At 67.4% G+C, this 20843-nt stretch carries 19 protein-coding genes; 14 read left to right on the forward strand and 5 right to left on the reverse strand.

Going from position 1 to position 20843, the window contains the following annotated elements:
* Nucleotides 1-40 precede the first annotated feature (40 nt).
* The 7 genes from RSW2DRAFT_RS02495 (at nt 41) to RSW2DRAFT_RS02525 (ending at nt 7873) form a co-directional block, all read left to right on the forward strand.
* A complete protein-coding gene (locus RSW2DRAFT_RS02495) occupies nt 41-1333 on the forward strand; it encodes an NAD(P)/FAD-dependent oxidoreductase (RefSeq protein ID WP_008027729.1) in 1293 nt (430 codons plus the stop codon).
* Complete coding sequence (locus tag RSW2DRAFT_RS02500) at nt 1330-2082, forward strand: DUF1365 domain-containing protein (protein ID WP_008027731.1); 753 nt, start codon at nt 1330-1332, stop codon at nt 2080-2082. Before RSW2DRAFT_RS02495 ends, RSW2DRAFT_RS02500 begins: the two co-directional genes overlap by 4 nt.
* Nucleotides 2079-3326 (forward strand): MFS transporter, encoded by a 1248-nt coding sequence (locus RSW2DRAFT_RS02505; RefSeq protein ID WP_008027733.1) that lies wholly within the window; start codon nt 2079-2081, stop codon nt 3324-3326. Before RSW2DRAFT_RS02500 ends, RSW2DRAFT_RS02505 begins: the two co-directional genes overlap by 4 nt.
* A gap of 3 nt (nt 3327-3329) precedes the next feature.
* Nucleotides 3330-3890, forward strand: coding sequence for a DUF3833 family protein (locus tag RSW2DRAFT_RS02510; protein WP_008027734.1), 561 nt, complete (start codon nt 3330-3332; stop codon nt 3888-3890).
* Nucleotides 3887-4624, forward strand: coding sequence for an SDR family NAD(P)-dependent oxidoreductase (locus tag RSW2DRAFT_RS02515; RefSeq protein ID WP_008027737.1), 738 nt, complete (start codon nt 3887-3889; stop codon nt 4622-4624). Before RSW2DRAFT_RS02510 ends, RSW2DRAFT_RS02515 begins: the two co-directional genes overlap by 4 nt.
* A 139-nt stretch (nt 4625-4763) precedes the next feature.
* A complete protein-coding gene (locus RSW2DRAFT_RS02520) occupies nt 4764-7058 on the forward strand; it encodes a hypothetical protein (RefSeq protein WP_008027739.1) in 2295 nt (764 codons plus the stop codon).
* Nucleotides 7052-7873 carry a glycosyltransferase family 2 protein gene (locus tag RSW2DRAFT_RS02525; protein ID WP_008027741.1) on the forward strand — a complete coding sequence of 274 codons (822 nt, stop codon included), beginning with the start codon at nt 7052-7054 and terminating at the stop codon, nt 7871-7873. Before RSW2DRAFT_RS02520 ends, RSW2DRAFT_RS02525 begins: the two co-directional genes overlap by 7 nt.
* Before the next feature lie 85 nt (nt 7874-7958).
* Here RSW2DRAFT_RS02525 and RSW2DRAFT_RS02530 read toward each other — a convergent pair whose 3' ends face one another.
* Nucleotides 7959-8744: a hypothetical protein gene (locus RSW2DRAFT_RS02530; RefSeq protein WP_008027743.1), complete on the reverse strand. Its 786-nt coding sequence runs from the start codon at nt 8742-8744 to the stop codon at nt 7959-7961.
* Nucleotides 8741-9937: a glycosyltransferase gene (locus tag RSW2DRAFT_RS02535; RefSeq protein ID WP_008027745.1), complete on the reverse strand. Its 1197-nt coding sequence runs from the start codon at nt 9935-9937 to the stop codon at nt 8741-8743. The genes RSW2DRAFT_RS02530 and RSW2DRAFT_RS02535 overlap by 4 nt, the downstream gene beginning before the upstream one ends.
* A 107-nt stretch (nt 9938-10044) precedes the next feature.
* On the opposite strand from RSW2DRAFT_RS02535, the gene RSW2DRAFT_RS02540 reads away from it, so the two are divergent.
* The 3 genes from RSW2DRAFT_RS02540 to RSW2DRAFT_RS02550 all read left to right on the forward strand — a co-directional run bounded on the left by RSW2DRAFT_RS02540 (nt 10045) and on the right by RSW2DRAFT_RS02550 (nt 12903).
* Entirely contained in the window at nt 10045-11379 is a 1335-nt protein-coding gene (locus RSW2DRAFT_RS02540) for an oligosaccharide flippase family protein (RefSeq protein ID WP_008027746.1), read from the forward strand.
* 177 nt (nt 11380-11556) lie between these two features.
* Nucleotides 11557-11739 carry a hypothetical protein gene (locus tag RSW2DRAFT_RS02545; protein ID WP_232209636.1) on the forward strand — a complete coding sequence of 61 codons (183 nt, stop codon included), beginning with the start codon at nt 11557-11559 and terminating at the stop codon, nt 11737-11739.
* A gap of 471 nt (nt 11740-12210) precedes the next feature.
* The gene (locus RSW2DRAFT_RS02550; protein ID WP_008027749.1) at nt 12211-12903 is read left to right on the forward strand and encodes a sugar transferase; all 693 of its coding nucleotides are present in this window, start codon (nt 12211-12213) and stop codon (nt 12901-12903) included.
* Nucleotides 12904-12959: 56 nt separating this feature from the next.
* On the opposite strand, the gene RSW2DRAFT_RS02555 is transcribed toward RSW2DRAFT_RS02550, so the two are convergent.
* Nucleotides 12960-14279 carry a GumC domain-containing protein gene (locus RSW2DRAFT_RS02555; protein WP_008027751.1) on the reverse strand — a complete coding sequence of 440 codons (1320 nt, stop codon included), beginning with the start codon at nt 14277-14279 and terminating at the stop codon, nt 12960-12962.
* A 21-nt stretch (nt 14280-14300) separates the two neighbouring features.
* Nucleotides 14301-15203 carry a CpsD/CapB family tyrosine-protein kinase gene (locus RSW2DRAFT_RS02560; protein ID WP_232209637.1) on the reverse strand — a complete coding sequence of 301 codons (903 nt, stop codon included), beginning with the start codon at nt 15201-15203 and terminating at the stop codon, nt 14301-14303.
* A 334-nt stretch (nt 15204-15537) separates the two neighbouring features.
* Between RSW2DRAFT_RS02560 and RSW2DRAFT_RS02565 the strand changes: the two genes are divergently transcribed.
* On the forward strand, nt 15538-16524 hold the full coding sequence (locus tag RSW2DRAFT_RS02565; RefSeq protein ID WP_008027755.1) for a glycosyltransferase: 987 nt from the start codon (nt 15538-15540) through the stop codon (nt 16522-16524).
* Here RSW2DRAFT_RS02565 and RSW2DRAFT_RS02570 read toward each other — a convergent pair whose 3' ends face one another.
* Entirely contained in the window at nt 16525-17277 is a 753-nt protein-coding gene (locus RSW2DRAFT_RS02570) for a WecB/TagA/CpsF family glycosyltransferase (RefSeq protein ID WP_008027757.1), read from the reverse strand. It lies immediately after the preceding gene.
* Between the two features lie 169 nt (nt 17278-17446).
* On the opposite strand from RSW2DRAFT_RS02570, the gene RSW2DRAFT_RS02575 reads away from it, so the two are divergent.
* From RSW2DRAFT_RS02575 to RSW2DRAFT_RS17070, 3 genes are read left to right on the forward strand one after another with little or no spacing between them, the layout of a single operon-like run.
* A complete protein-coding gene (locus RSW2DRAFT_RS02575; RefSeq protein WP_198008062.1) occupies nt 17447-18340 on the forward strand; it encodes an acyltransferase family protein in 894 nt (297 codons plus the stop codon).
* Between the two features lie 39 nt (nt 18341-18379).
* Nucleotides 18380-19795 (forward strand): hypothetical protein, encoded by a 1416-nt coding sequence (locus RSW2DRAFT_RS02580; RefSeq protein ID WP_008027762.1) that lies wholly within the window; start codon nt 18380-18382, stop codon nt 19793-19795.
* Nucleotides 19795-20796, forward strand: a complete 1002-nt coding sequence (locus RSW2DRAFT_RS17070; protein WP_008027763.1) for a glycosyltransferase — start codon at nt 19795-19797, stop codon at nt 20794-20796. The genes RSW2DRAFT_RS02580 and RSW2DRAFT_RS17070 overlap by 1 nt, the downstream gene beginning before the upstream one ends.
* The last annotated feature ends 47 nt before the right edge of the window (nt 20797-20843 follow it).

The raw sequence follows: 20843 nt of genomic DNA on the forward strand, positions 1-20843 counted from the left end.
CACCCGTCGTAAAACCTGCAAACCCAAGGAAAGCCGTGCCATGTCCTTTCAGACGTCCCATCCCGCCCGCCGCCGTATTGCCGTGATCGGGGGCGGCATTTCCGGCATGGCCGCGGCGCATCTGCTGGCCGATGACCATGCGGTGACGCTGTTCGAATCCGAGAAGCGCCTGGGCGGCCATGCCCGCACCGTGATCGCGGGCAAGCGCGGCGATCAGCCGGTGGATACCGGCTTCATCGTGTTCAACCGGGTGAACTATCCGAACCTGGTGGCGCTGTTCGACCGTCTGGGCGTGCCGACCACCAAAAGCGACATGAGCTTTGGCGCCTCGATCAACGGCGGTTCCCTGGAATATGCGCTGAAAAGCCTGAACGCGGTGTTCGCGCAGCGCCGCAACATCGTGAACCCGCGGTTTCTGCGGATGCTGCGCGACATCGCGCATTTCAATGCCCATGCGGTGCAGGTGGCCAACAATCCCGGCCTTACCATCGGCGAGTTGCTGCGCGAACTGGGCACCGGCAGTTATTTCCGCGACTACTATATCCTGCCCCTGTCCGGTGCGATCTGGTCCACCCCGGTGCAGGGCATCATGGATTTCCCGGCGCAGGCGATGGTGCAGTTCTTCCAGAACCACGCGCTGCTGCAAGCCTCGGGGCAGCATCAGTGGTATACCGTGCAGGGCGGCTCGGTCGAATATGTGCGGCGGTTGCAGGCCGAATTGCTGCGGCAGGGCGTGGGGCTGCGGCTGGGGGCCAAAGTTGGCGGGGTGCGGCGGGATGCCGGCGGCGTGCAGGTGCGCGGTGAGGGCGGCGAATGGGAAAGCTTTGACGAGGTGGTGTTCGCCTGCCACTCCGACGACGCGCTGCACCTGTTGTCCGATGCCTCGCCGGCCGAGGTCGCGGCGCTGAAGCCCTTGCGCTATCAGGACAATCAGGCGGTGCTGCATGCCGACACCAGCCTGATGCCCAAGCGCAAGCAGGTCTGGTCAAGCTGGGTCTATACCGAACCGAAAGGGCCGCGGCCCGACCGGATCGACCTGACCTACTGGATGAACTCGCTGCAGCCGATCCCGCAGGATGACCCGCTGTTCGTGACGCTGAATTCGAACCGGCCGATTCGGCAAGATCTGATCCACGACACCGTGACCTTCCGCCACCCGGTTTACGATCTGGCGGCACAGGCCGGGCGTGATGCGGTGCGGGCGATGAACGGCACCCGCGGCACCTGGTTCTGCGGCGCCTGGATGCGCAACGGTTTCCACGAGGACGGCTTTGCCAGTGCAGTTGATGTGGTGGGCAGCCTGCGCGCCGCAAGGCTGGCGGTGGCGGCATGACCGGGGTCGAACATATCGCGGGAAAAACCTTTCATGGTCGCAAGGGGGCGGTGACCAACCGCTTCAGCTATGGCGTGGATTATGTGCTGCTGGACCCCGAAACCGCCGAAGGGCCAAGCCTGTTTTCGCGCAACCGCGGCAACCTGACCTCGCTTTGGGACGTGGATCATGGCGGCGCGCCGGGGCAAGGCCGTGGCGTCGCATGGGTGCGCGAAGTGCTGGCGGCGCAAGGCCTGCCGGGGGGCGAGCGGGTGCTGCTGCTGGCGCAACCCCGGGTGCTGGGGCATGTGTTCAACCCGGTTTCCTTCTGGCTGTGCCATGACGCCGCGGGCGATATGCGGGTGGTGATTGCCGAGGTGTCCAACACCTTCGGTGACCGCCATTCCTATCTGTGCCTGCGCGAGGATCAGGGCGTGATCGGCCCGCAGGACGTGGTGCAGGCGCAGAAAATCCTGCATGTCTCGCCGTTCCAGCCGGTGGCGGGCGGCTATGAATTCCGCTTCGACATCGCGCCCGATCACATCAACATCCGCATTGATTATTCCAACGGCGACGGCGGCTTGATCGCCACGCTGGTCGGGCCGCGCCAGCCGCTGACCAATGCGGCGATCCTGCGGGCGGCGCTGCGGCGGCCGTTCGGGTCGCGCCGGGTGCTGGCGCTGATCCACTGGCAGGCGGTGATCCTGGCGCTGAAGCGCGCGCCGTTCCGCCGCCGCCCGAAACCGCCGGTGGACGAGGTTTCCCGGTGACTGCCGCCCTGGCCCGGCCTGCCAGTTTCGGGCTGGCGCCCTGGTCGCTGTTTGCGGCGCTGATCGCGGCGGCGGGGTTGCCGATCTATATCCACGCGCCGAAGGTTTACGTTGACGAGTATGGCGTCGGGCTGGCGGCGCTGGGGGCGGTGCTGTTCGGGCTGAGGCTGTTCGACGTGGTGCAAGACCCCGCCTTGGGCTGGCTGGCCGAGATCGGGCGGCGGCAACGTGGTGCCATGGTGGCAGGTGCCGCGGCGCTGATGGCGCTGGCGATGCTGGGGCTGTTTGCGGTGACGCCGCCGGTGGCGCCGCTGCTGTGGTTCGCGCTGACGCTGGCGGTTCTCTTCACCGCGTTTTCCTTCCTGACCATCGCGTTTTATGCCGAGGGTGTGGCCAAGGCCGCCACGCTTGGCCCCTCCGGCCACCTGCGGCTGGCAGGCTGGCGCGAGGCGGGCGGGCTGATTGGCGTGTCGGTTGCCGCCGTGGCACCGGTGGCTTTGGCGTCGGTGACCGACCAACCTTTTGCCGCCTTCGCGCTTGGGTTTGCCCTGCTGGCGGTCGTCGCGGTCTGGGCGATGCGGCGGCAATGGGCTGGGGCTTCGGCGCCACACCCGAATTTCGCCGTGGTGCTGCGCGATTCCACCGCGCGCCGCCTGTTGCTGCTGGCGCTGGTCAATGCGGCCCCGGTAGCGGTGACCTCGACGCTGTTCCTGTTCTACGTCGAAAGCCGCCTGGATGCGCCAAACGCTGCTGGCCCGCTGCTTTTGCTGTTCTTTCTTTCCGCCGCCGCCTCGGCCCCGATCTGGAGCCGACTGGCCACCCGCTTTGGGACCAAGCGCATCCTGCTGGCGGGGATGGGTCTGGCTGTCCTCACCTTCGGCTTTGCCATCCCGCTGGGCGCAGGGGATACCGCCGCCTTCGCGCTGGTCTGCGTCGCCTCGGGGGCGGCTTTGGGTGCCGACATGACCCTGCTGCCCGCGATCTTCGCCCGGCATCTGGCGCAACAGGTGCCATTGGCCGGACCCGCCACCGCCTTCGGCCTGTGGTCGTTCGTCTCGAAGCTGTCGCTGGCGCTGGCCGCCGCCACCCTGCTGCCGATCCTGCAAGCGCAGGGTTTCACTCCCGGCGCCACCAATGCCGCCGAGGCCCTTTCGACCCTCAGCCTGCTTTACGCAGCCTTGCCCTGCGCCCTGAAACTTCTGGCCATCGCGTTGCTGGCCACCACCCCGGTTCCCGAGGTCTGACCCATGACACCATTCGTTTCCCTGCTGCTGGGCGCCGCCCTGACCCTGCTTGCGTTGGCCCTTGCCGCCCGCACCACAGGCTTTCGTGCCCAGAAACCCGCCGACTATGCGGACACCACGCCGCAGCTTGATCTGCGCAAACATCTGTCCGGCCCGATCCTGTGCGAAGGGGTGATCTATGGCCCGACGGGGCGGGTTTCCTCGCGCTTTGTCGCCGACATGCAGGGCGACTGGCAGGGCAACTCCGGCACCCTGACCGAGCATTTCCGCTATGATTCGGGCCGCACGCAAGCCCGGCAATGGCAGTTGCGGCTGGGCAATGACGGCGCGGTTGCCGCCGATGCCGCCGATCTTGAAGGCACCGGCGCAGGCCGGGTGGAAGGCTCGGCGCTGCGGCTTTGCTACCGGATCAGGCTGGAGAAAGACGCGGGCGGGCATGTACTGGACGTGGTGGACTGGATGTATCTGATGGAGAATGGAACGATCATGAACCGCAGCCAGTTTTCCAAATTCGGCATCAAGGTGGCCGAACTGGTGGCCACCATGCGCCCGGTAGCAGCATGAGAGAGTTTCGCGGCAAGCGCTACTGGCTGGTGGGTGCCAGCGACGGGCTGGGGCTGGCCCTGGCGCAGCAACTCAGCGCGCTGGGGGCGGAGCTGATCCTGTCGGCCCGCTCGCCCGAACCCCTCGCCCGCGCGGTGGCGTCATTGCCCGGCCCCGCCCGCGCCCTGCCGCTGGATGTGGCCGACAGTGCGGCGGTGACGGCGGCGGGCCACGAACTTGGCGACATCGACGGCGTGGTGTTCCTGGCCGGGGTCTATTGGCCGACCAAGGCCCAGGCGTGGGACGTCGAAAAGGTCACCGCGATGTGCGACGTGAACTTCACTGGCTGCGCCCGGGTGGTCGGCGCCGTGCTGCCCGGCATGGTGGCGCGCGGAAGCGGCCATGTGGTGATCACCGGCAGCCTTGCCGGGTTTCGCGGCCTGCCTGGCGCCATCGGCTATGGCGCCAGCAAGGCCGGCTGCATGGCGCTGGCGGAATCGCTTTACGCCGACCTGCGCGGCAGCGGCATTGACGTGCAACTGGCCAACCCCGGCTTCATCCGCACCCGCCTGACCGACAAGAACGATTTCCCCATGCCCTTCCTGATGACCCCCGAAGAAGCCGCCGCCCACATGCTGAGGCTGATGCGAACCAACCGCTTCAAATCCAGCTTCCCGACGGTGTTTTCCTGGCTGTTCCGCGGCGCGCAATTGTTGCCAGACTGGGCCTACTACCGGATATTCGCCCCGAAATAACGATTTCCATTCTCCTTTGCACAAATATCCTCGGGGGGTCCGGGGGGCAGACAGCCCCCCGGCCTTTCCGCCAAACCCGATCTCCCCAGTGGCTCCCAGCCGCGCAAGCCGCTAGGATCGCCGCCAGAGGGAATCCCCGATGTCGATCCTGACGCTTCTGACCAAGATACTGTTCGTCGGCCAGTCGCTGGTCGGCCCCGACCTGCCGCCGCTGGTGCAGGCCGGGCTGGCGGCGATGGCGGTGCAGGCCGAAGTGCGCAGCAGCGACAGCGATGCCGCGTCAGAACTGGCGCGCGGCGGCACCGATGTGCTGGTGCTGATGGGGCAATCCGACGCCGATACCAGCTTGGCCGCGATGGCCTGGGCGGCCAATCCGCAGGCGCAGGTGTTCGTTACGGAAAGCTGGCCCAGCCTGACCACCAGTTCGGTACTGCCCTGGCGCGAGCAACTGACTGCCGACCTGCCCGGCTGGCAAGCAGCGGTTGCCACCACCAGTGCCGCCCGCCCGCCCGATGCGGAACCTGTCCGGCTGATCCCCGCCGGTCAGGCGCTGGGGCTGGCCGCCGATGCCATTGCCACCCAGCAGGTGCCCGGTCTGAAGACCCTGCGCGATCTGTTCGCGGATGACATCCACCCCAACGGCAAGGGCCGCTATCTGCTGGCGATGCTGCATCTGGCGGCGATCACCGGCCAAAGCCCGGAAGGCCTGCCGCCGAAACTGACCCGCGCCTGGCAAAGCCGCGATTCGGTGATCGGTGATGCCACGGCGCTGGCCCTGCAACGCATTGCCTGGGCGGCGGTGCAGGCGCAGGATGCCCGGCAGGTCACGGCCCCCGCACCGAAACCGGTGGCGCTTGCGGGCGTCAGCAATCCGGCGCTGGCGCTGGGGCTGGCGGGCATCAACGACTGGTCGGTGCAGCAGCCGTTTCTGGACGTGATGAAAACCGCGCGGCCCTGGGTCGGGCATCTGCCGGGGCAATGGGGCGGCATGGAGAACCCAAGCCTGGTTGCAGGCGGCTGGCTGGATGCCGCGGGCTGGCCCAAGGCCGTGCCGCCAAAGGTGACCGGCCTTGCCACGCTGATCCTGACCGATCTGCCCGAAGATGCCGGGGGCGTCGCGGGCCGCTATCTGCTGCGCTATCAGGGCAAGGGCACGCTGAAACTGGAAGGCCGCGCCGCCGATCAGCAGGCGGCATCGGGGGAAATCCGCTTCACCTACACCCCCGGCGAGGGTGCCGTGATCCTGACCCTGACCGCCACCGACGCCGCCGACCCGCTGCGCGGCATCACCGTGGTGCGCGAGGACCGGCAGGCCGCCTTCGATGCCGGGGCGATCTTCAATCCCGACTGGTTGGACCGCATCCGTGGCGCCCGGGGCCTGCGCTTCATGGACTGGATGGCCACCAACGATTCCACCCTGGCCAAGCTGGCAGACCGCCCCAAACCCGACGATTTCACCTATGCCCGCAACGGCGTGCCGGTCGAGGTGATGCTGGCGCTGGCCAACGAGCTGCAAGCCGACCCCTGGTTCACCCTGCCGCATCTGGCCGAGGATGCGCTGGTGCGCTTTTATGCCGAAGCCGCCCGCGACAGCCTTGCCCCCGGCCTGCGCGCCTGGGTGGAATACTCCAACGAGGTCTGGAACGGCCAGTTTGCCCAATCCCGCTGGGCCGCAGCGCAGGCCAAGGCGCGCTGGGGCAATGATCAGGCCGGGGTGCAGTTCTACGGGCTGCGGGCGGCGCAAGTGGCCGAGATCTGGGCGCAGGTGTTCGGCGCGCAGGCCAAGGACAGGCTGGTGCGGGTGATCGCCACCCAAACCGGCTGGCTGGGGCTGGAGGATCAGATCCTCGATGCGCCCCTGCTGGTGGCCGAAGGCGGCAAGCCACCGGTGCAAAGCTTTGATGCCTATGCCGTCACCGGCTATTTCAGCGCGCTGCTGGGGTCGGATTTCAAGACCCCGCAGGTGCGGCAATGGCTGGCGGAATCGCAGGGTGCGGCCAAGGACGCCAAGCACCGCTACGACCGCGCCATCGCCCGCGCCGCCGCCGAGTTGCGCGATGGGTCAGAGACTGGCGATGCCTCGGACAGTCTGGCACAGGTGCTGGGCGAGGTGTTGCCGCATCATGCCGCCGTGGCATCGGCCCGCGGCTTGCGGCTGGTGATGTATGAGGGCGGCAGCCATGTGGTGGGTTACGGTGCCGAGGTCGAGGATGCCGATCTGACCGCCTTCTTTCAGGCGCTGAACTACAGCCCGGAGATGGGGGCGCTTTATGACGAACTGCTGGCCGGTTGGGCCAGGTTGACCGACGCGCCGTTCAACGGCTTTGTCGATGTCTATCGCCCGACCAAATGGGGCAGTTGGGGGGCGCTGCGGCATCTGGGCGACGACAACCCGCGCTGGCGGGCGCTGGCGCTGGGCTGCAGCACATGCTGAGCGTGATCATCCCGGCCAACAACGAGGCGGGCTACATCGGGGCCTGCCTGCAGGCCTTGCTGGCCTCGGACCCGGTGCCGGGCGGTGCCGAGGCGCTGGTGGTGGCCAATGGTTGCCGCGATGCCACCGCCGATCTGGCGCGCGGTTTTGGCGACAGGGCAGCGCAGGCGGGCTGGGGCCTGACGGTGCTGAACCTGACCGAAGGCAGCAAGCCCGCCGCCCTGAACGCCGGTGACGCGGTGGCCCGGGGCGAGATGCGGGCCTATCTCGACGCCGATGTGCAGGTCTCGACCGCCCTGATGGCGCAACTTGCGGCGGCGCTGGCCACTCCATCCCCCGGCTACGCCAGCGGCACACCGCAAATCCCGCCCGCCCGCAGCCCCATCACCCGCGCCTACGCAAGGTTCTGGCAACGCCTGCCCTTCGCCCAAAGCCCCGCCCCCGGCTACGGCCTATACGCTGTCAACGCCGCTGGTCGCGCCCGCTGGGGTGCCTTCCCCGACATCATCTCGGATGACACCTTCGTGCGCCTGCACTTCGATGCATCCGAACGCATCGCCTGCCCCGCCCCCTACCTCTGGCCGATGATCGAGGGCTTCGGCCCGCTGGTCCGCGTCCGCCGCCGTCAGGATGCGGGCGTGGCCGAGATTGCCCGGCTCTACCCCGACCTGCCGCCCCGCGAAGCCAAACCGCCGCTGACGACCCAACACCTCGCCCGGCTGGCCCTCACCGACCCCGCAGGCTTCGCCACCTACGCCGCCGTTGCGCTGACCGTGCGGCTAAAACGCAACGGCGCATGGACCCGGGGCCGCTGACCCCATTTCAACTTTGCCCGGCGCTCCGCGCGTTCACGCCTGAAACGGTCCACTGGACCGTTTCCGAGACGGCGCTCACCCCCGCCTATCCGCAAGCACTCAAGTCAGCCCAGCCACAGCGCCCAGCCAACACCGCCGGATCGGTATCCGTCCCGACCGCCATCCCCAGCCGGAACCCGGCGGATTGGCGGTTCTGCCACTGGTCGCGCAGCAGATGCAGCCCGTGCCCGCTGATCTTGGTGATCGGCGTGCGCAGCGGCAGCGCGGCCTGCCATTTGCGCTGCATGAAGCGGTAACATTCGGTGAAATCCGGCCCCAGCGCGCCATGATAGCGGTCGTTGTGCACCGTCGGCAGCGCACCGGCCCAGGCGCCCATCCCCGCCGCCCGCGCAGTCTGCGCGATATCGGTGCCATACATGTGCCAGCCCGGCAGCCCCTCGTCGAACCGCAAGCCCGAGGCCCGGCGCAGCACGATCAGCATCTCGTCATAGCTTTGCACCGCCACCGGCACCAGCGGCACCCGGCCGACGATCATCCCCAGCGACGACGACCACACCGGCCCGATATGCGCGCCATCCAGCCCGACGCCAAACGCCCCCAGCAAGGCCCAGTTCGGGTCCAGCGCCGCCACCTCGGCAATCCGCGCCCGCAACACGGCGTCCCAGCCTTTGGGCAGGAACACATCCTGATGCGCGAAGACCACGAAGGGTTCGTCAGTGGCATCCAGCATCCGGTTATAGGCGACCGAGGCGGATGGCGCGCCAAATTCGCTGACCAGCCGCACGCCTTGCCCCAGCAGTGGCGAGCGGGCCAGATTGGCGTCCAGAATGGCCTGCGCATTGCAGGCGGCTGCTATGACGATCCCGGTCATGGCACCTCGGCAAACAGGGTGGCAAGGCGCGCGGCCTCGGTGTCGATGTCGTGGCGGGCGAACACCCGGGCGCGGCTGGCCAGGCCCATCTCGGTCAGCCGGTCGGCAGGCATCGCGGCCAGTGCGTCGATCGCCTCGGCCAGGGCGGTCGCGTCGCCCGCTGGCACCAGCCAGCCGGTTTCGCGCACCACCAGTTCCGGCACCCCGGCGATGGCGGTGGCGATCACCGGGCGACCGGCCGCCATCGCTTCCATCACCACCATCGGCAGGCCTTCGGCAAAGCTGGGCAGGATCAGCGCCTGCGCCGCGGCGAGGGCTGACCGCACGCCAACTTCGTCCAGCCAACCGGTCAGGGTAATGCGATCACCAAGGCCAAGGGCGGCAATCGACGCCGCGATATGGTCGCGCAATTCACCATCGCCCACCAGCGTCAGGTGCAGACCGGGGTGGCGGGGGGCGGCCAGTGCCATAGCCTCGATCAGCAGCGCAAAGCCCTTCTGCCCGGCCAGCCGCCCGATGGCCACCAGATGCGGGCCACCGGTCGGCAACGGCGCCGGGTCGCCATAGTGCCACGGCTCGATGCCGCAATGCACCACCCGCAGTTTCGGCCAGTCGGCATGGTCGGCCCAGCGGCAAAGCTGGCTGCGACCATAGGAGCTGATCGCCACCACAAAGGCGGCATGGTGGATCTTGTCGCGCAGGCAAAGCGCCTCGGGGCTGTCGAACTCCTCTGGCCCATGCACGGTGAAACTGTAGTGCGGGCCGCCAAGGGCTTGGGCCAGCATCGCGACGGTGGCAGAGTTGGTGCCGAAATGCGCGTGCAGATGGGGGATGCCAAGGGTCTGGCAACGGTTGGCGACATAGGCGGCCTCGGCCAGATAGATCAGATGCCGCAACCGCCCGCCACCCCGCGCCCCGCAACGCCACGCCAGCCGCAGCGCCGCCAGCGCCTTGGCCGGATGCCGCAGCATCCAAAGCTTGGCCCGCAGCGCGATCTGCCAAGCACCCGCCGCCAGCACATGTTCGGTCTTGCCATCCTCGGCCAGATCGGCGGGATCGACCAAAGCGGCACGGTCCGAGCGCATGGCAAAGCGGTGGACCGGATGCCCCGCCCGCTCCAACGCCGCAATCTCGCGGCGGATGAAGCTGTGCGAGGCGCGCGGGTAGGTGTTCACAAGATAGGCAATCTTCACGCGAAACGCCCCGATGGTTTGGCGCCAGCTTACGGCGCGGGGGGCGGGATGCAAAGCCCTGTGACGGCGGATTGACCCCTGCCGCCGCCCCCCCTAGGGTCGCCGCCATGACCACCGCCGCCCCCAACCTGTTCGCCCGTGTGCTGCGCGGCTCTGCCATCACGGCGGGGTCTTATGCCGTGGCGCAAGTGCTGCGGCTGGCCTCGAACCTGATCCTGACGCGGCTGCTGTTCCCCGAGGCCTTCGGGATGATGGCGCTGGTGTCGGTGTTTCTGGTCGGGCTGGCGATGTTTTCCGATGTCGGCATCGGCCCGGCGATAGCGCAGAACCGGCGCGGCGATGACCCGGATTTCCTGGACACCGCCTGGACCATTCAGGTGGCCCGCGGGGCGGCGCTGTGGCTGGGCACCTGTGCCATCGCCTGGCCGGTAGCGCAGCTTTACTCCGCCCCGATGCTGCTGCAACTTTTGCCCGCCGCCGGGCTGACGCTGCTGATCGCCGGGTTCAACCCCACCAGCATCGACACCGCCAACCGGCATCTGCGCTTGGGCCGGGTGACGGCGCTGGACCTTGCCAGCCAGATCATCGGCATCGTGGCGATGGTGGCGCTGGCCTTTGCGCTGCGCTCGGTCTGGGCGCTGGTGCTGGGGGCGATAGCCGGGTCGTTGGCCAAGCTGGTGCTGATGCGGCTTTATCTGCCGGGGCAGCGCAACCGGCTGCGCTGGGACGCCAGTGCCGGGCAAGAGCTGATCCGGTTCGGCAAATGGATCTTCCTGTCCACCGCCTGCGGCTTTCTGCTGGCGCAGGGCGACAAGGCGATTCTGGGGGCCTATCTGCCGCTGGACCAGCTTGGGGTCTATAACATCGGCTGGTTCCTGGCGTCGTTCCCGGTGCTGCTGGGCGGGGCGGTGACCAGCCGGGTGCTGATCCCGCTGTATCGCGACCATCCGCCGGGTGCCTCGCCCGAAAACTTCGCCCGACTGCGGCGGCTGCGCTTCGGGCTGACGGGTGGGTTGCTGGCCTTGCTGGCGGTGATGGCCTTTGCCGGGGTGCCGCTGGTGGGGGTGCTGTATGACGACCGCTATGCCCGCGCCGGGGCGATCGTGGTGGCGATTGCCTGCGTGCAGATGCCCGCGGTGATCGGCATGAGCTATGACCAGTCGGCGCTGGCGGCGGGGGATTCGCGCAACTACTTCCTGCTGATCGCCGCCAAGGCCACAGTGCAGACCCTGGCGTTTCTGGCCGGGGCGCAGGCGGGCGGTCTGGCGGGGGCGCTGGCCGCGCAGGGGCTGGCGCTGGCGGCGGTGCATCCCGGCATCATCTGGCTGGCGCGGCGGCATGGCGCCTGGGACGGGCTGCATGATGCGCTGTTCGGGGCGCTGGCGGCGGCGCTGATCGGGCTGGCGCTGTGGGTGAACTGGGCGGTGCTGGTGCTGATTTAAGCCGGTACTCCACGCGAGATTGGGAAATCAGCGGAAGATTGCGCTCAATTCGCCGCAGCCAGCACGTTTCTGCCCATTTTTAGACCAATTCAAAAAATACAATGCATTTTGCGCTGGCTTTGTTTCCAGATCCTGCAAGGATTCTGGTCAGACATGTCGAAAAGGATAGCAAAGGTCGTGCTGATCGGACTGGTGGTCTCGGGGATAGTGGCGGGCATGACGGGGGTCGCTTGGGGCATCGCCGCGGGGGTGCCGCTGCTGGGGCTTGCCATGCTATACCCGCTGTCCGGGCTTTGCGGCGTCGGGTTGTTCCTTGGCTTTGCGATGCGGCGCTGTCCGTCGGGCCGGACCACGCCCTGATTGCGCAAGACTGCGGCACTGGCCTTTTTGGGGCCGATTTTTGACAGTTTGGAAACAATGCCGCCATCGGTGCGAGAATGGTATTCTTGCAGAAAATACACGCCCTGGTGGCAATTCGTAGCTGCTGACCCAAACGAAAAAACCTCAGGATTCGAATCAGTTGCTGCCAGAGTGCAGGCGTCGATTTGTTGTCTCAATCCTGAGTTGAAGCGCTTGACAATGTGGCAAGATTAAGGCGAGTTTACGTCAGAATTGTTTGGTTAATCGGGCATGAATATGGTCAGCCCGACAGGTTAGGTGTCGCCATCCGTCTTGAACAAACGGTAAAATGGCGGGTGTGGGCGTAACAGCCGGGTAAGAGTAATGTTCTGCAATCCAAGCCGTATCATCACAGACTTCAGGACATCAGTCGGCGCTGACTTTGGCGGCCTTCCCGGCATCTTGATCATTATTGTTTCGGATTGACCGGAAATGACCATCAGGTATTCAGAGTTCGTTACCGGTGCGTCGGTCAGGCTTGATCGGGAGGCGGTTGTTGCGGCTTCGCCAAGGCGCAAGGGGCTGTATCGCAACGGTTTCAAACGGATTTTCGATGTGACGGCGGTGGTGCTGGCCGCACCGGTGATCGTGCCGCTGGTGTTGGGGCTGGCCCTGGCGGTGGCGCGTGATGGCGGCGCGCCATTCTATGCGCAAAGCCGGGTTGGCAGGGGCGGGCGGGCCTTCCGCATGTGGAAGCTGCGCAGCATGGTCAGCGATGCCGATGCACGGATGGAGGGTCATCTGGCCGCCAACCCCGAGGCGCGGCTGGAATGGGACGAGACCCAGAAGCTGAAGGATGACCCGCGCATCACGCCTTTGGGCCGGTTTCTGCGCAAGGCCTCGATCGACGAGCTGCCGCAGTTGTGGAACGTGCTGACCGGCGACATGAGCCTGGTCGGGCCGCGTCCGATGATGCTGAACCAGCAAGAGATGTATCCCGGCACCGCCTATTACGCGCTGCGGCCGGGCATCACCGGCTATTGGCAGACCGCCGGGCGCAACCGCACCACCTTTGAGGCGCGGGCGGGCTATGACACCGCCTATGAGGCCGAGCTGTCGCTGACCACTGATCTGAAGGTGCTGGCGCGGACGATTGGTGTGGTGGTGGCCTGCACCGGCTTCTGATCGGCTGGAATCGCGAAACCGCCCCGGGCCATGCCGCGGGCGGTTTTTTCTGCGCCTCAGGTCAGGTTCGCCGCCACCAGCACCAACAACACCACCGCACCGGCAAGGGCGGCATAGCGGGGCAGGCTTTGCAACGGTTTCACCCGCTCGGCCGGGTTTGGCCCATGGCGCACCGGCTTCACCTCGGGGATCGAGATCACCGGCCGCAGGTCAAGCTCGCGCTGCATCTGGCCGGGGGTGCGCAGCACCGGGTTCAACAAGTCCAGCAGGAACGCCAGCCCCACAGCGGCCAGCAGACTGGCCAGGCTGCCCAGCACCGCCAGTTTCTTGCCGCCCCCCCCCACCGGAGTTTCCGGCACCGTGGCGCGCTCCAGCAGGCTGAAATGTTCGGAATGTTGCGCCTCTTCCAGCCGCAGGCCGGTTTCGGCCTCGGCCTGCCGGGCGGTGATCACCTCATACTGGCTTTGCAACTGCTGCAAGCGGCGGTCATAGCTGCCCAGTTCGCGCTCGATATCCGGGGTCTGCGCCATCGCGGCCTCCAGCGCCGCCCGCTGCGCCGCGAGTGCCGATTTCTGCGCCGTCAGCACGCCGATCTGCACCAGCAGGTCCTCCAGCCGCCGCCGGTCGGTTTCGCGCAACTGGCCCTTGGCCTCGATCGCCAGCCGCTCGCCGCTGACGGCGACAAGGCTCTGGTCCAGCCGCCGCAGATCACTTTCCAGCGCTACCAGCTCGTCGCGCCTGGTGTCGCGGCTGCCGGGCAGGGCGGCGGCGTTGCGGTTCTTGAAGGCGGCAAGATCGGCTTCCAGCGCCACAATCTCCTGGCCCACCCGCTGTTCCTCGGCCTGATAGAAGGCCAGGGTTTCGCGCGCCCGCCCGGTCTGCCCGGCGCTGCTTTGGTCAAGGATGCTTTGGGCGAAATCATTGGCCACCCGCGCCGCCTGATCGGCATCGGCCAACTGTGCCGTGATGATCAGCGCCGAAACACTGGCCGGAGCGCCGTAGGCCTGCTGGGAAACCGAGGCCACGCTTTCAAAGGTCACGGCCTTGCGCAGCACTGCGATCTTCTGGTCGATGGTCAGGCCGGGTGCGTCGGCAAACAGTCCGTGCCGTTCGATCATCGCGGTCAGGCTTTCGCGGGTGGTCAGGCGCTGCTCGATCACTTGCAACAGCCGGGCTGACTGGCCGCCCACCGTGGCGCTGCCATCGGCCACCGCCGGGCTTTCCACCTGGATCACCGCGCCGGTCTGATAGGTCTTGCCCTGCGACAGGCCGAACACCAACGACAGCAGAACGCCCGCGCCGCATACCAGCCCGATCAGCCAGCGCCTGCGGATCAGCAGGCCGACGAATTCTTCAAGCGTCTGTATCTGGCCCATGCCGGTTTCCCTGTCTTGCCGTCACTTCCGGCCATAGCGATAGCGGTCTTCGCTGCGGTCCTGGCTGCGGTTCAGCACCACGCCCATCAAGGGCACCCGGCCTTCGAACAGCCGCTCGCAGGCGCGTACGTCTTCGGCGGTGGTGCGGGTGCCGTCGGCCACCAGCAGCACTGCATCGACCTGCGGCAACATGGTGATCACATCATCGCTGCCCAGTGCCGGTGGCAGGTCATAGATCGCCACTGCCGGGTCAAGCTGCTCCAGCATCGCCTCCAGCGCCGCGGCGGTATCGGGTTCGTGCAGCAATTCGGCGGCGTCGGCCACTGCCGTGCCGTTCAGTGCCAGCGCCAGATTGCGCCCGACCCGTTGCAGATGCGATTCCAGCGGCTGATCGCCGGTCAGCAGATCGCGGATCGGCCCGGTGCCCTTGATGCCCAGCAGCGCCGCCATGCCGGGCTTGCGCAGTTCCAGATCGACCAGCACGGTGCGGGTGCCGGGCATCCGCGCCAGGCTGAGCGCCAGATTGGCCGCCACGAAAGACTTGCCGCAGCCATGGGTCGGAGAGGTGACGGCGATGCGTTTCCAGCCACGCTGCGCCATCGCCTGCAACAGCCGGGTGCGCAGGATGTCGAAGGCCGAAGCCGCGGGCTGCTCGGGTTGCGAATTCACGAACAATCCGTTTCCAGCCAGTGCAGTAGCGTCCAGCGCCACGGCGGTCAGCGAGTCCCAGACCCGGTCGGGATTGCTTTGCCGCAGCAGATTCGGCGCCGCAAAAATCTCGCGCCCGGTGGCCTGATCCAGCGTCACCGGCTCGCGCCGGATCGGCTGGCCGGGGCGGAACAGGCTGACCCCTTCGGTGCGGGAGTCGCCGGGTTTCTTGCCGGAACTGTCACCATTCATCGCAGAACGCTCCATATCGGCCATGGATTCTGGTCGCGCTGTCAACATGTTGTGCTTGACCATCCGAAAACTTGGGCTCCTGCTGCGGCACGACACCGATGTGCCGCGAACGGAAAAACGACGCCCCGCCTTGCAGCAGGCATGAAGACCGGCTTAGCCAGAACCCCGCGATGCCCCTGCGGACAAGCGGAAAAGGAATCGCCCGGGCCCCCGCCTAGCAGCTTGGTGAATAGCAGATTAGCGTTGAAATTGAAAGCAGATAGCCCCCGGCGACCGCCTGCCGACCGCCGCTGCGGGGCGTGGTCAATCGCCGGGACGCGGCTTAGAATGGCGGTCAATTCATGGCAGGTCAGGTGTGATGCAAGGTTCCAGCGTGAAACCCCAGACCGTCGATGCAGTGGTGATCGGCCGCAACGAGGGGGCGCGGTTGCGCGATTGTCTGGCCTCCTTGGCCGGGCAGGTGCGGCGGCTGGTCTATGTCGATAGCGGCTCGACCGATGGCAGCGCCGATCTGGCGCGCGGCTTTAGTGCGCAGGTGGTGGTGCTGGATCGGCGGCAACCGTTCACCGCCGCCCGCGCCCGCAATGCCGGGTTGGCGCAGCTTGCCGCCGACCCGCCGCAGTTCGTGCAATTCGTCGATGGCGATTGCACGCTGGACGCGGGCTGGCTGGCCAAGGCGGTGGCATTTCTGGCCGATCAGCCGAAGGTCGTGGTGGTTTGCGGGCGGCGGCGCGAGCGGTTTCCGCAGGTGTCGGTGTATAACCGGCTGATCGACGCTGAGTGGGATACGCCCGTGGGCGAGGCCCGCGCCTGTGGCGGCGACGCGCTGATGCGGTTTGACGCGGTGCAGGCGGCGGGAGGGTATCGTGCCGGTCTGATTGCCGGGGAAGAGCCGGAGATGTGTCTGCGGCTGCGGCGCGCCGGGGGTGTGATCTGGCGGCTGGAGGCCGAGATGACACTGCATGACGCCGGGATCACCTCGGTCCGGCAATGGTGGCAGCGCAGCCGCCGCGCCGGGCATGCCTTTGCCGAAGGGGCGGCGCTGCACGGGGCCGGGCCAGAGGCGCATTGGGTCCGGGAAACCCGCCGCGCGCTGCTGTGGGGGGCGGTGTTGCCGCTGGGGGTGGCGACAGTGGCGGTGCTGGCCGATCCGGGGGCGCTGTGGTTGCTGGTGGCCTGGCCGATGCAGGTGGTGCGGTTGGCCTTCCGCGACGGGGCGGGTTTGCACGCCTGGCAGGCCGCGTTCTTCAGCGTGCTGGGCAAGCTGCCCGAGGCGCAGGGCGTGCTGGGCTATCACGCCGGGCAGGTTTTCCGGCGGCGGGCAAAGCTGATTGAATACAAGTAGTCAGCGCCAGCGTTGCCGCAGGGCCGCCAAGGCCTGCCCCGGCAGGATTGCGGCACAGGCGGCATAGCGCGGGATCAGCCGCCGCGGGCTGGACAGCATCCGCCAGACCCATTCCAGCGCCAGTTTGCGCAGCCACAGCGGCGCGCGGCTCTGGTTGCCTGCCAGAAAATCCACCCCCGCGCCGATCGAGGCAAAGCCCACCTGCGGCGCCAGCCTGCGGCCAAGGGCGGCAAACACTTCCTGTTTCGGGGCGCCCAGCGCAATCAGGCACAGGCCGACATCGGCGGCGTTGAGATCGGTCAAGATCTGCACAGCCTCTGCACCCTCGGGGTCAAAGCCAAAGCGCGGCGAAACACAAGCGGTGATCCGCAGCCCCGGCACCTCGGCGCAAAGCCGCTCTGCCGCAGCCGCCAGCGCCGCATCGGTGCTGCCGACCAGCGCCACGCCCACCTCAGCCGCAGCCGCCGCCTGCACCAGCGGCAGCACCATGTCCGACCCCGGCACCAGCGCCACCGGATCGCCAGCCAGCCGCGACAGCCAGACAATCGGGTTGCCATCGGCCACCACCAGATCCTGCGCGGCATAGGCGCGGCGGAAACTGTCTGACCGCGCCAGTTTCACCAGATGATCCAGATTGAGCGTGGCCAGCGCAAAGCCCTGCTTCGCCGCCAGCCGCGCCGAAACCGCCGCCAGCAACGCCGCCCTGTCGGGCAGGTTGACGGCAATCACCGTATCGGCAAAGCGGAACTGCACGGCAACATCCTTACGCGACCTGCGCCTTGTTAGCATGGCACTTGCGGGCTTGCGACAGTTGCTGCGGGCCGGGATCTTGAAAAAGCGGCGAACACTCTGTTTCCGCTGCGGCACCGAGGCGGCGGGGATGCGGGTTGCCTGCCCGCGGGCCATGCTCTACCCAAACGCCATGAGCAGCAGCGCCGTGCAGCACCGGGCCTCTATCGACCTTGCGCGCTTTGGTGCGGCGTTCGGGGTGGTCTGGGCCCATGCTTTCGTCAGCCCGCAGGATTGGGTGGGGCATCTGGCGCTGGCGCTGTTCCTGATCCTGACGGCGTTTCTGGCGATCGGGTCGATGCAGCGGGCGGGGGGGCGGTTTTCCTGGGTCAAACGGGCGCAGCGCATTGCCCTGCCCTGGCTGTTCTGGTCGCTGATGTATCGGCTGCTGGACATGGCGATCTCGGACGATCCGGCGCGGTTCGTGCCGCTGCGCGATCCGTGGTCGCTGCTGATCGGGTCAACCATCCATCTGTGGTTTCTGCCCTTCGTGATGCTGGCCTCGGCTTTGGTGCCGCTGATCGGCAACCGCGTGGCAGGCCCGCGCGATCTGTGGCTGGCCAGCGGCGTGCTGGTGGCGGTGTCGCTGCCGATTCTGTGGCTGCATGGGGCGGTGGCGATGCCGGGGCCGCTGCCGCAATGGGCCTTTGCGCTGCCGGCCTTTGCCTACGGGATTCTGGCGGCGTTCGGTCACCGCTTTGGCCTGGTCTGGCTGCCGCTGGCGGCGATGGCGCTGATCTCGGGTCTGACCTACGCCTGGGCGGGGCAGTTGTGGGCGCTGCAACTGGGCTTCGCCGCCCTGCTGTTCGAGGCGGCCTGGCGGCTGGATTTGCGGGCGCGCTGGTTGCCGGCACTGGGGCAGGCGGCGTTCGGGATTTATCTGCTGCATCCGTTTTTCATGCTGGTGTGCTACAAGATTTTCGGGCCGCAGGTCAGCCCGGCCTTGGCGGCGCTGGTGTGTTTCGCGCTGTCCTGGGCGGCCACGGTGCTGCTGCTGCGGCTGCCGGGGTTGCGGCGCATGGTGTAGGGTCGGGGTGTTCGGCCCCAAAGTGGAGTGACGCGCGGCGTGCAGATTTCGCCCAACGCCTTTGCCTGGTTGATGCTGCTGGCCTGGCCGCTGGTGGCGCTGCTGCTGTATCGGCGCTTGACACCGGATCGCGCGCTGATCTGGACAGTGCTGGGCGGCTATCTGCTGCTGCCGCCGCTGGCTGCGCTGGACCTGCCGGTGGTGCCCGATCTGGACAAGGCGTCGATCCCCAATCTGGCGGCGCTGGTGATGGTGCTGTTCGTGCTGCGCGACCGCCTGGCGCTGCTGCCGCAATCGAGCGTCGGCAAGGTGTTGATCGCGCTGTTCATCCTTAGCCCGTTTGCCACGGTGCTGACCAATACCGACCCGGTGCCGCGGGTGGGAGACGATCTGCAGGGGATGCGGATTTACGACAGCATCGCCGCGGTGGCCAATCAGGCGATTGCGCTGCTGCCGTTCTTTCTGGCCCGGCGCTATCTGGCGACCCCAGTGGCGATGCGCGCCCTGCTGGTGGCGCTGATGGCGGCGGGGCTGGCCTATTCGCTGCCGATGCTGGTGGAGATGCGGTTGTCGCCGCAGATGAACGTCTGGGTTTACGGCTATTTCCAGCATGATTTCTTTCAGACCATCCGCTTTGGCGGTTATCGGCCGGTGGTGTTCCTGCCGCACGGGCTTTGGGTGGCGTTTCTGGCTCTGATGGCGGTGCTGGCAGCACTGGTGCTGTTCCGCGCCAGCCCGCCCGAGCGGCGGCCAAGGCTGCTGGCGGCGGCGCTTTACCTGATGGCAGTGCTGATCCTGTGCAAAAGCGCCGGGCCGCTGGTTTATGCGCTGGGGCTGGCGCCGCTGTTGCTGCTGGCGCCGCGGCGGTTGCAGGTGTTGGCGGCGGCGGTGCTGGCGGTGCTGGTGGTCAGCTATCCCTTGCTGCGCGGCGCACATCTGGTGCCGCTGGATGCCATTCTGGGGCTGGCCGACCATCTGGACGCCAACCGCGCCTATTCGCTGCGCTTTCGCATCGGCAACGAGGAGCAACTGCTGGCCCGCGCCGCCGAGCGGCCGCTGTTCGGCTGGGGCGGTTACGGGCGCAACCTGCTTTACGATCCGTTCACCGGCGCGGGGCTGTCGATTGCCGACGGCGCCTGGATCATCACCTTGGGGATCTATGGCTGGCTGGGCTATATCGCGTTGTTCGGGCTGCTGGCGCTGCCGCTGCTGGCGCTGGGGCGCGAGGCTTTTTCGGCACGGGCGGCGTTCTCGCCCTATGTCAGTGCGGTGGCGCTGATCCTGGCGGCCAACATGGTGGACATGCTGCCCAATGCGACGCTGATCCCCTTCACCTGGCTGATGGCCGGGGCGTTGCTGGGCCATGCCGAGGCTTTGGCTGTGGCACGGCGCGCGGCAGCCGAGGCCGAGCGGCGGCGGCGGATGCACCCCGGCCCGCAGCGCACGGTGCTGTGATGGCGGTTTGCGTCGATATCGGGGTGTTTGCCCATGACGAGGCCGCAGGCATCGCCGCGATGCTGGCCGGGGTGCTGGCGCAGGATATCTGGGCGGATGCGGGCTATGACCTGCGGCTGTTGGTGCTGGCCAATGGCTGCACCGACGACACCGTGGCGCGGGCCTCGGGTTTGGCCGAGGTGGTGGACCTGCCGCAGGGTGGCAAGTCGCGAACCTGGAACGCTTTTGTGCATGAGCTTTCGCGGCGCGAGGCCGAGGTGCTGATCTGCTGCGATGCCGATATCGCCCTGCCCGACCCCGCCACGCTGCGGCTTCTGGTGCAGGGATTGCTGGAGCGGCCAGCGGTGAAAGTGTTCACCTCGCGCCCGGTGAAGGATATCGCCCAACCAGGGGCGGCACTGGGCGCGCAGGATCGGTTGATCGCGGCAGCGGGCGGCACTTTGGAGGAATGGCGGCGCGCACTGTGCGGCCAGCTTTATGCGCTGCGGACCGGGGCGGCGCGGGGCTTGCATCTGCCGGTCGGCCTGCCGGTCGAGGACGGCTTTCTGCGCGCCATGCTACTGACCGACGCGCTGACCGTGCCGGAAGACCTGACGCGGATCGACGGGGGCGATGCCTATCACGTCTATGCCTCGGAACGTCGGATCGGGGCTCTGATCCGGCATCAGACGCGGATCGTCATCGGCTCGGCGATCAATGCCGCCTGCTTTGCGCATCTGCGGGCGCTGCCGCAAGCCGCCCGGCACGCCGAACTGGCGCGGGCGGCGGGGGATGACGGCTGGCTGGCGCGGGTGCTGGCAGAGCAACTGCCGCGCGCGCCTTTCGGCTATGTGCCGCTGCATTTCCTGACCAAGCGCAGCATCCACCTGCTGCGGCAGCAGGGCACCCTTGCAAGCCCCAAACGGCTGGCGGTACTGGTCGCCGGTTTCGGCTTTGATCTGATTGTTTACCTGAACGCCCAAATCCGCATGGCGCGTGGCACCGGACCGGGGCATTGGTAGCGGGATTTGCCTTGATCGCCGGGAAATTGTGGCAGGATTGTGGCAAT

It is taken from the genome of Rhodobacter ferrooxidans, assembly GCF_000176015.1.
Taxonomy (GTDB): Bacteria; Pseudomonadota; Alphaproteobacteria; order Rhodobacterales; family Rhodobacteraceae; genus Pseudorhodobacter_B; species Pseudorhodobacter_B ferrooxidans.

What these genes read in the sequence shown, in the direction of transcription:
- RSW2DRAFT_RS02495 (WP_008027729.1), top strand. Translation starts at nt 41, where the DNA reads ATGTCCTTTCAGACGTCCCATCCCGCCCGCCGCCGTATTGCCGTGATC.
- RSW2DRAFT_RS02500 (WP_008027731.1), top strand. Translation starts at nt 1,330, where the DNA reads ATGACCGGGGTCGAACATATCGCGGGAAAAACCTTTCATGGTCGCAAG.
- RSW2DRAFT_RS02510 (WP_008027734.1), top strand. Translation starts at nt 3,330, where the DNA reads ATGACACCATTCGTTTCCCTGCTGCTGGGCGCCGCCCTGACCCTGCTT.
- RSW2DRAFT_RS02515 (WP_008027737.1), top strand. Translation starts at nt 3,887, where the DNA reads ATGAGAGAGTTTCGCGGCAAGCGCTACTGGCTGGTGGGTGCCAGCGAC.
- RSW2DRAFT_RS02520 (WP_008027739.1), top strand. Translation starts at nt 4,764, where the DNA reads ATGTCGATCCTGACGCTTCTGACCAAGATACTGTTCGTCGGCCAGTCG.
- RSW2DRAFT_RS02525 (WP_008027741.1), top strand. Translation starts at nt 7,052, where the DNA reads ATGCTGAGCGTGATCATCCCGGCCAACAACGAGGCGGGCTACATCGGG.
- RSW2DRAFT_RS02530 (WP_008027743.1), bottom strand. Translation starts at nt 8,744, where the DNA reads ATGACCGGGATCGTCATAGCAGCCGCCTGCAATGCGCAGGCCATTCTG.
- RSW2DRAFT_RS02540 (WP_008027746.1), top strand. Translation starts at nt 10,045, where the DNA reads ATGACCACCGCCGCCCCCAACCTGTTCGCCCGTGTGCTGCGCGGCTCT.
- RSW2DRAFT_RS02550 (WP_008027749.1), top strand. Translation starts at nt 12,211, where the DNA reads ATGACCATCAGGTATTCAGAGTTCGTTACCGGTGCGTCGGTCAGGCTT.
- RSW2DRAFT_RS02555 (WP_008027751.1), bottom strand. Translation starts at nt 14,279, where the DNA reads ATGGGCCAGATACAGACGCTTGAAGAATTCGTCGGCCTGCTGATCCGC.
- RSW2DRAFT_RS02560 (WP_232209637.1), bottom strand. Translation starts at nt 15,203, where the DNA reads ATGGCCGATATGGAGCGTTCTGCGATGAATGGTGACAGTTCCGGCAAG.
- RSW2DRAFT_RS02565 (WP_008027755.1), top strand. Translation starts at nt 15,538, where the DNA reads ATGCAAGGTTCCAGCGTGAAACCCCAGACCGTCGATGCAGTGGTGATC.
- RSW2DRAFT_RS02575 (WP_198008062.1), top strand. Translation starts at nt 17,447, where the DNA reads ATGAGCAGCAGCGCCGTGCAGCACCGGGCCTCTATCGACCTTGCGCGC.
- RSW2DRAFT_RS17070 (WP_008027763.1), top strand. Translation starts at nt 19,795, where the DNA reads ATGGCGGTTTGCGTCGATATCGGGGTGTTTGCCCATGACGAGGCCGCA.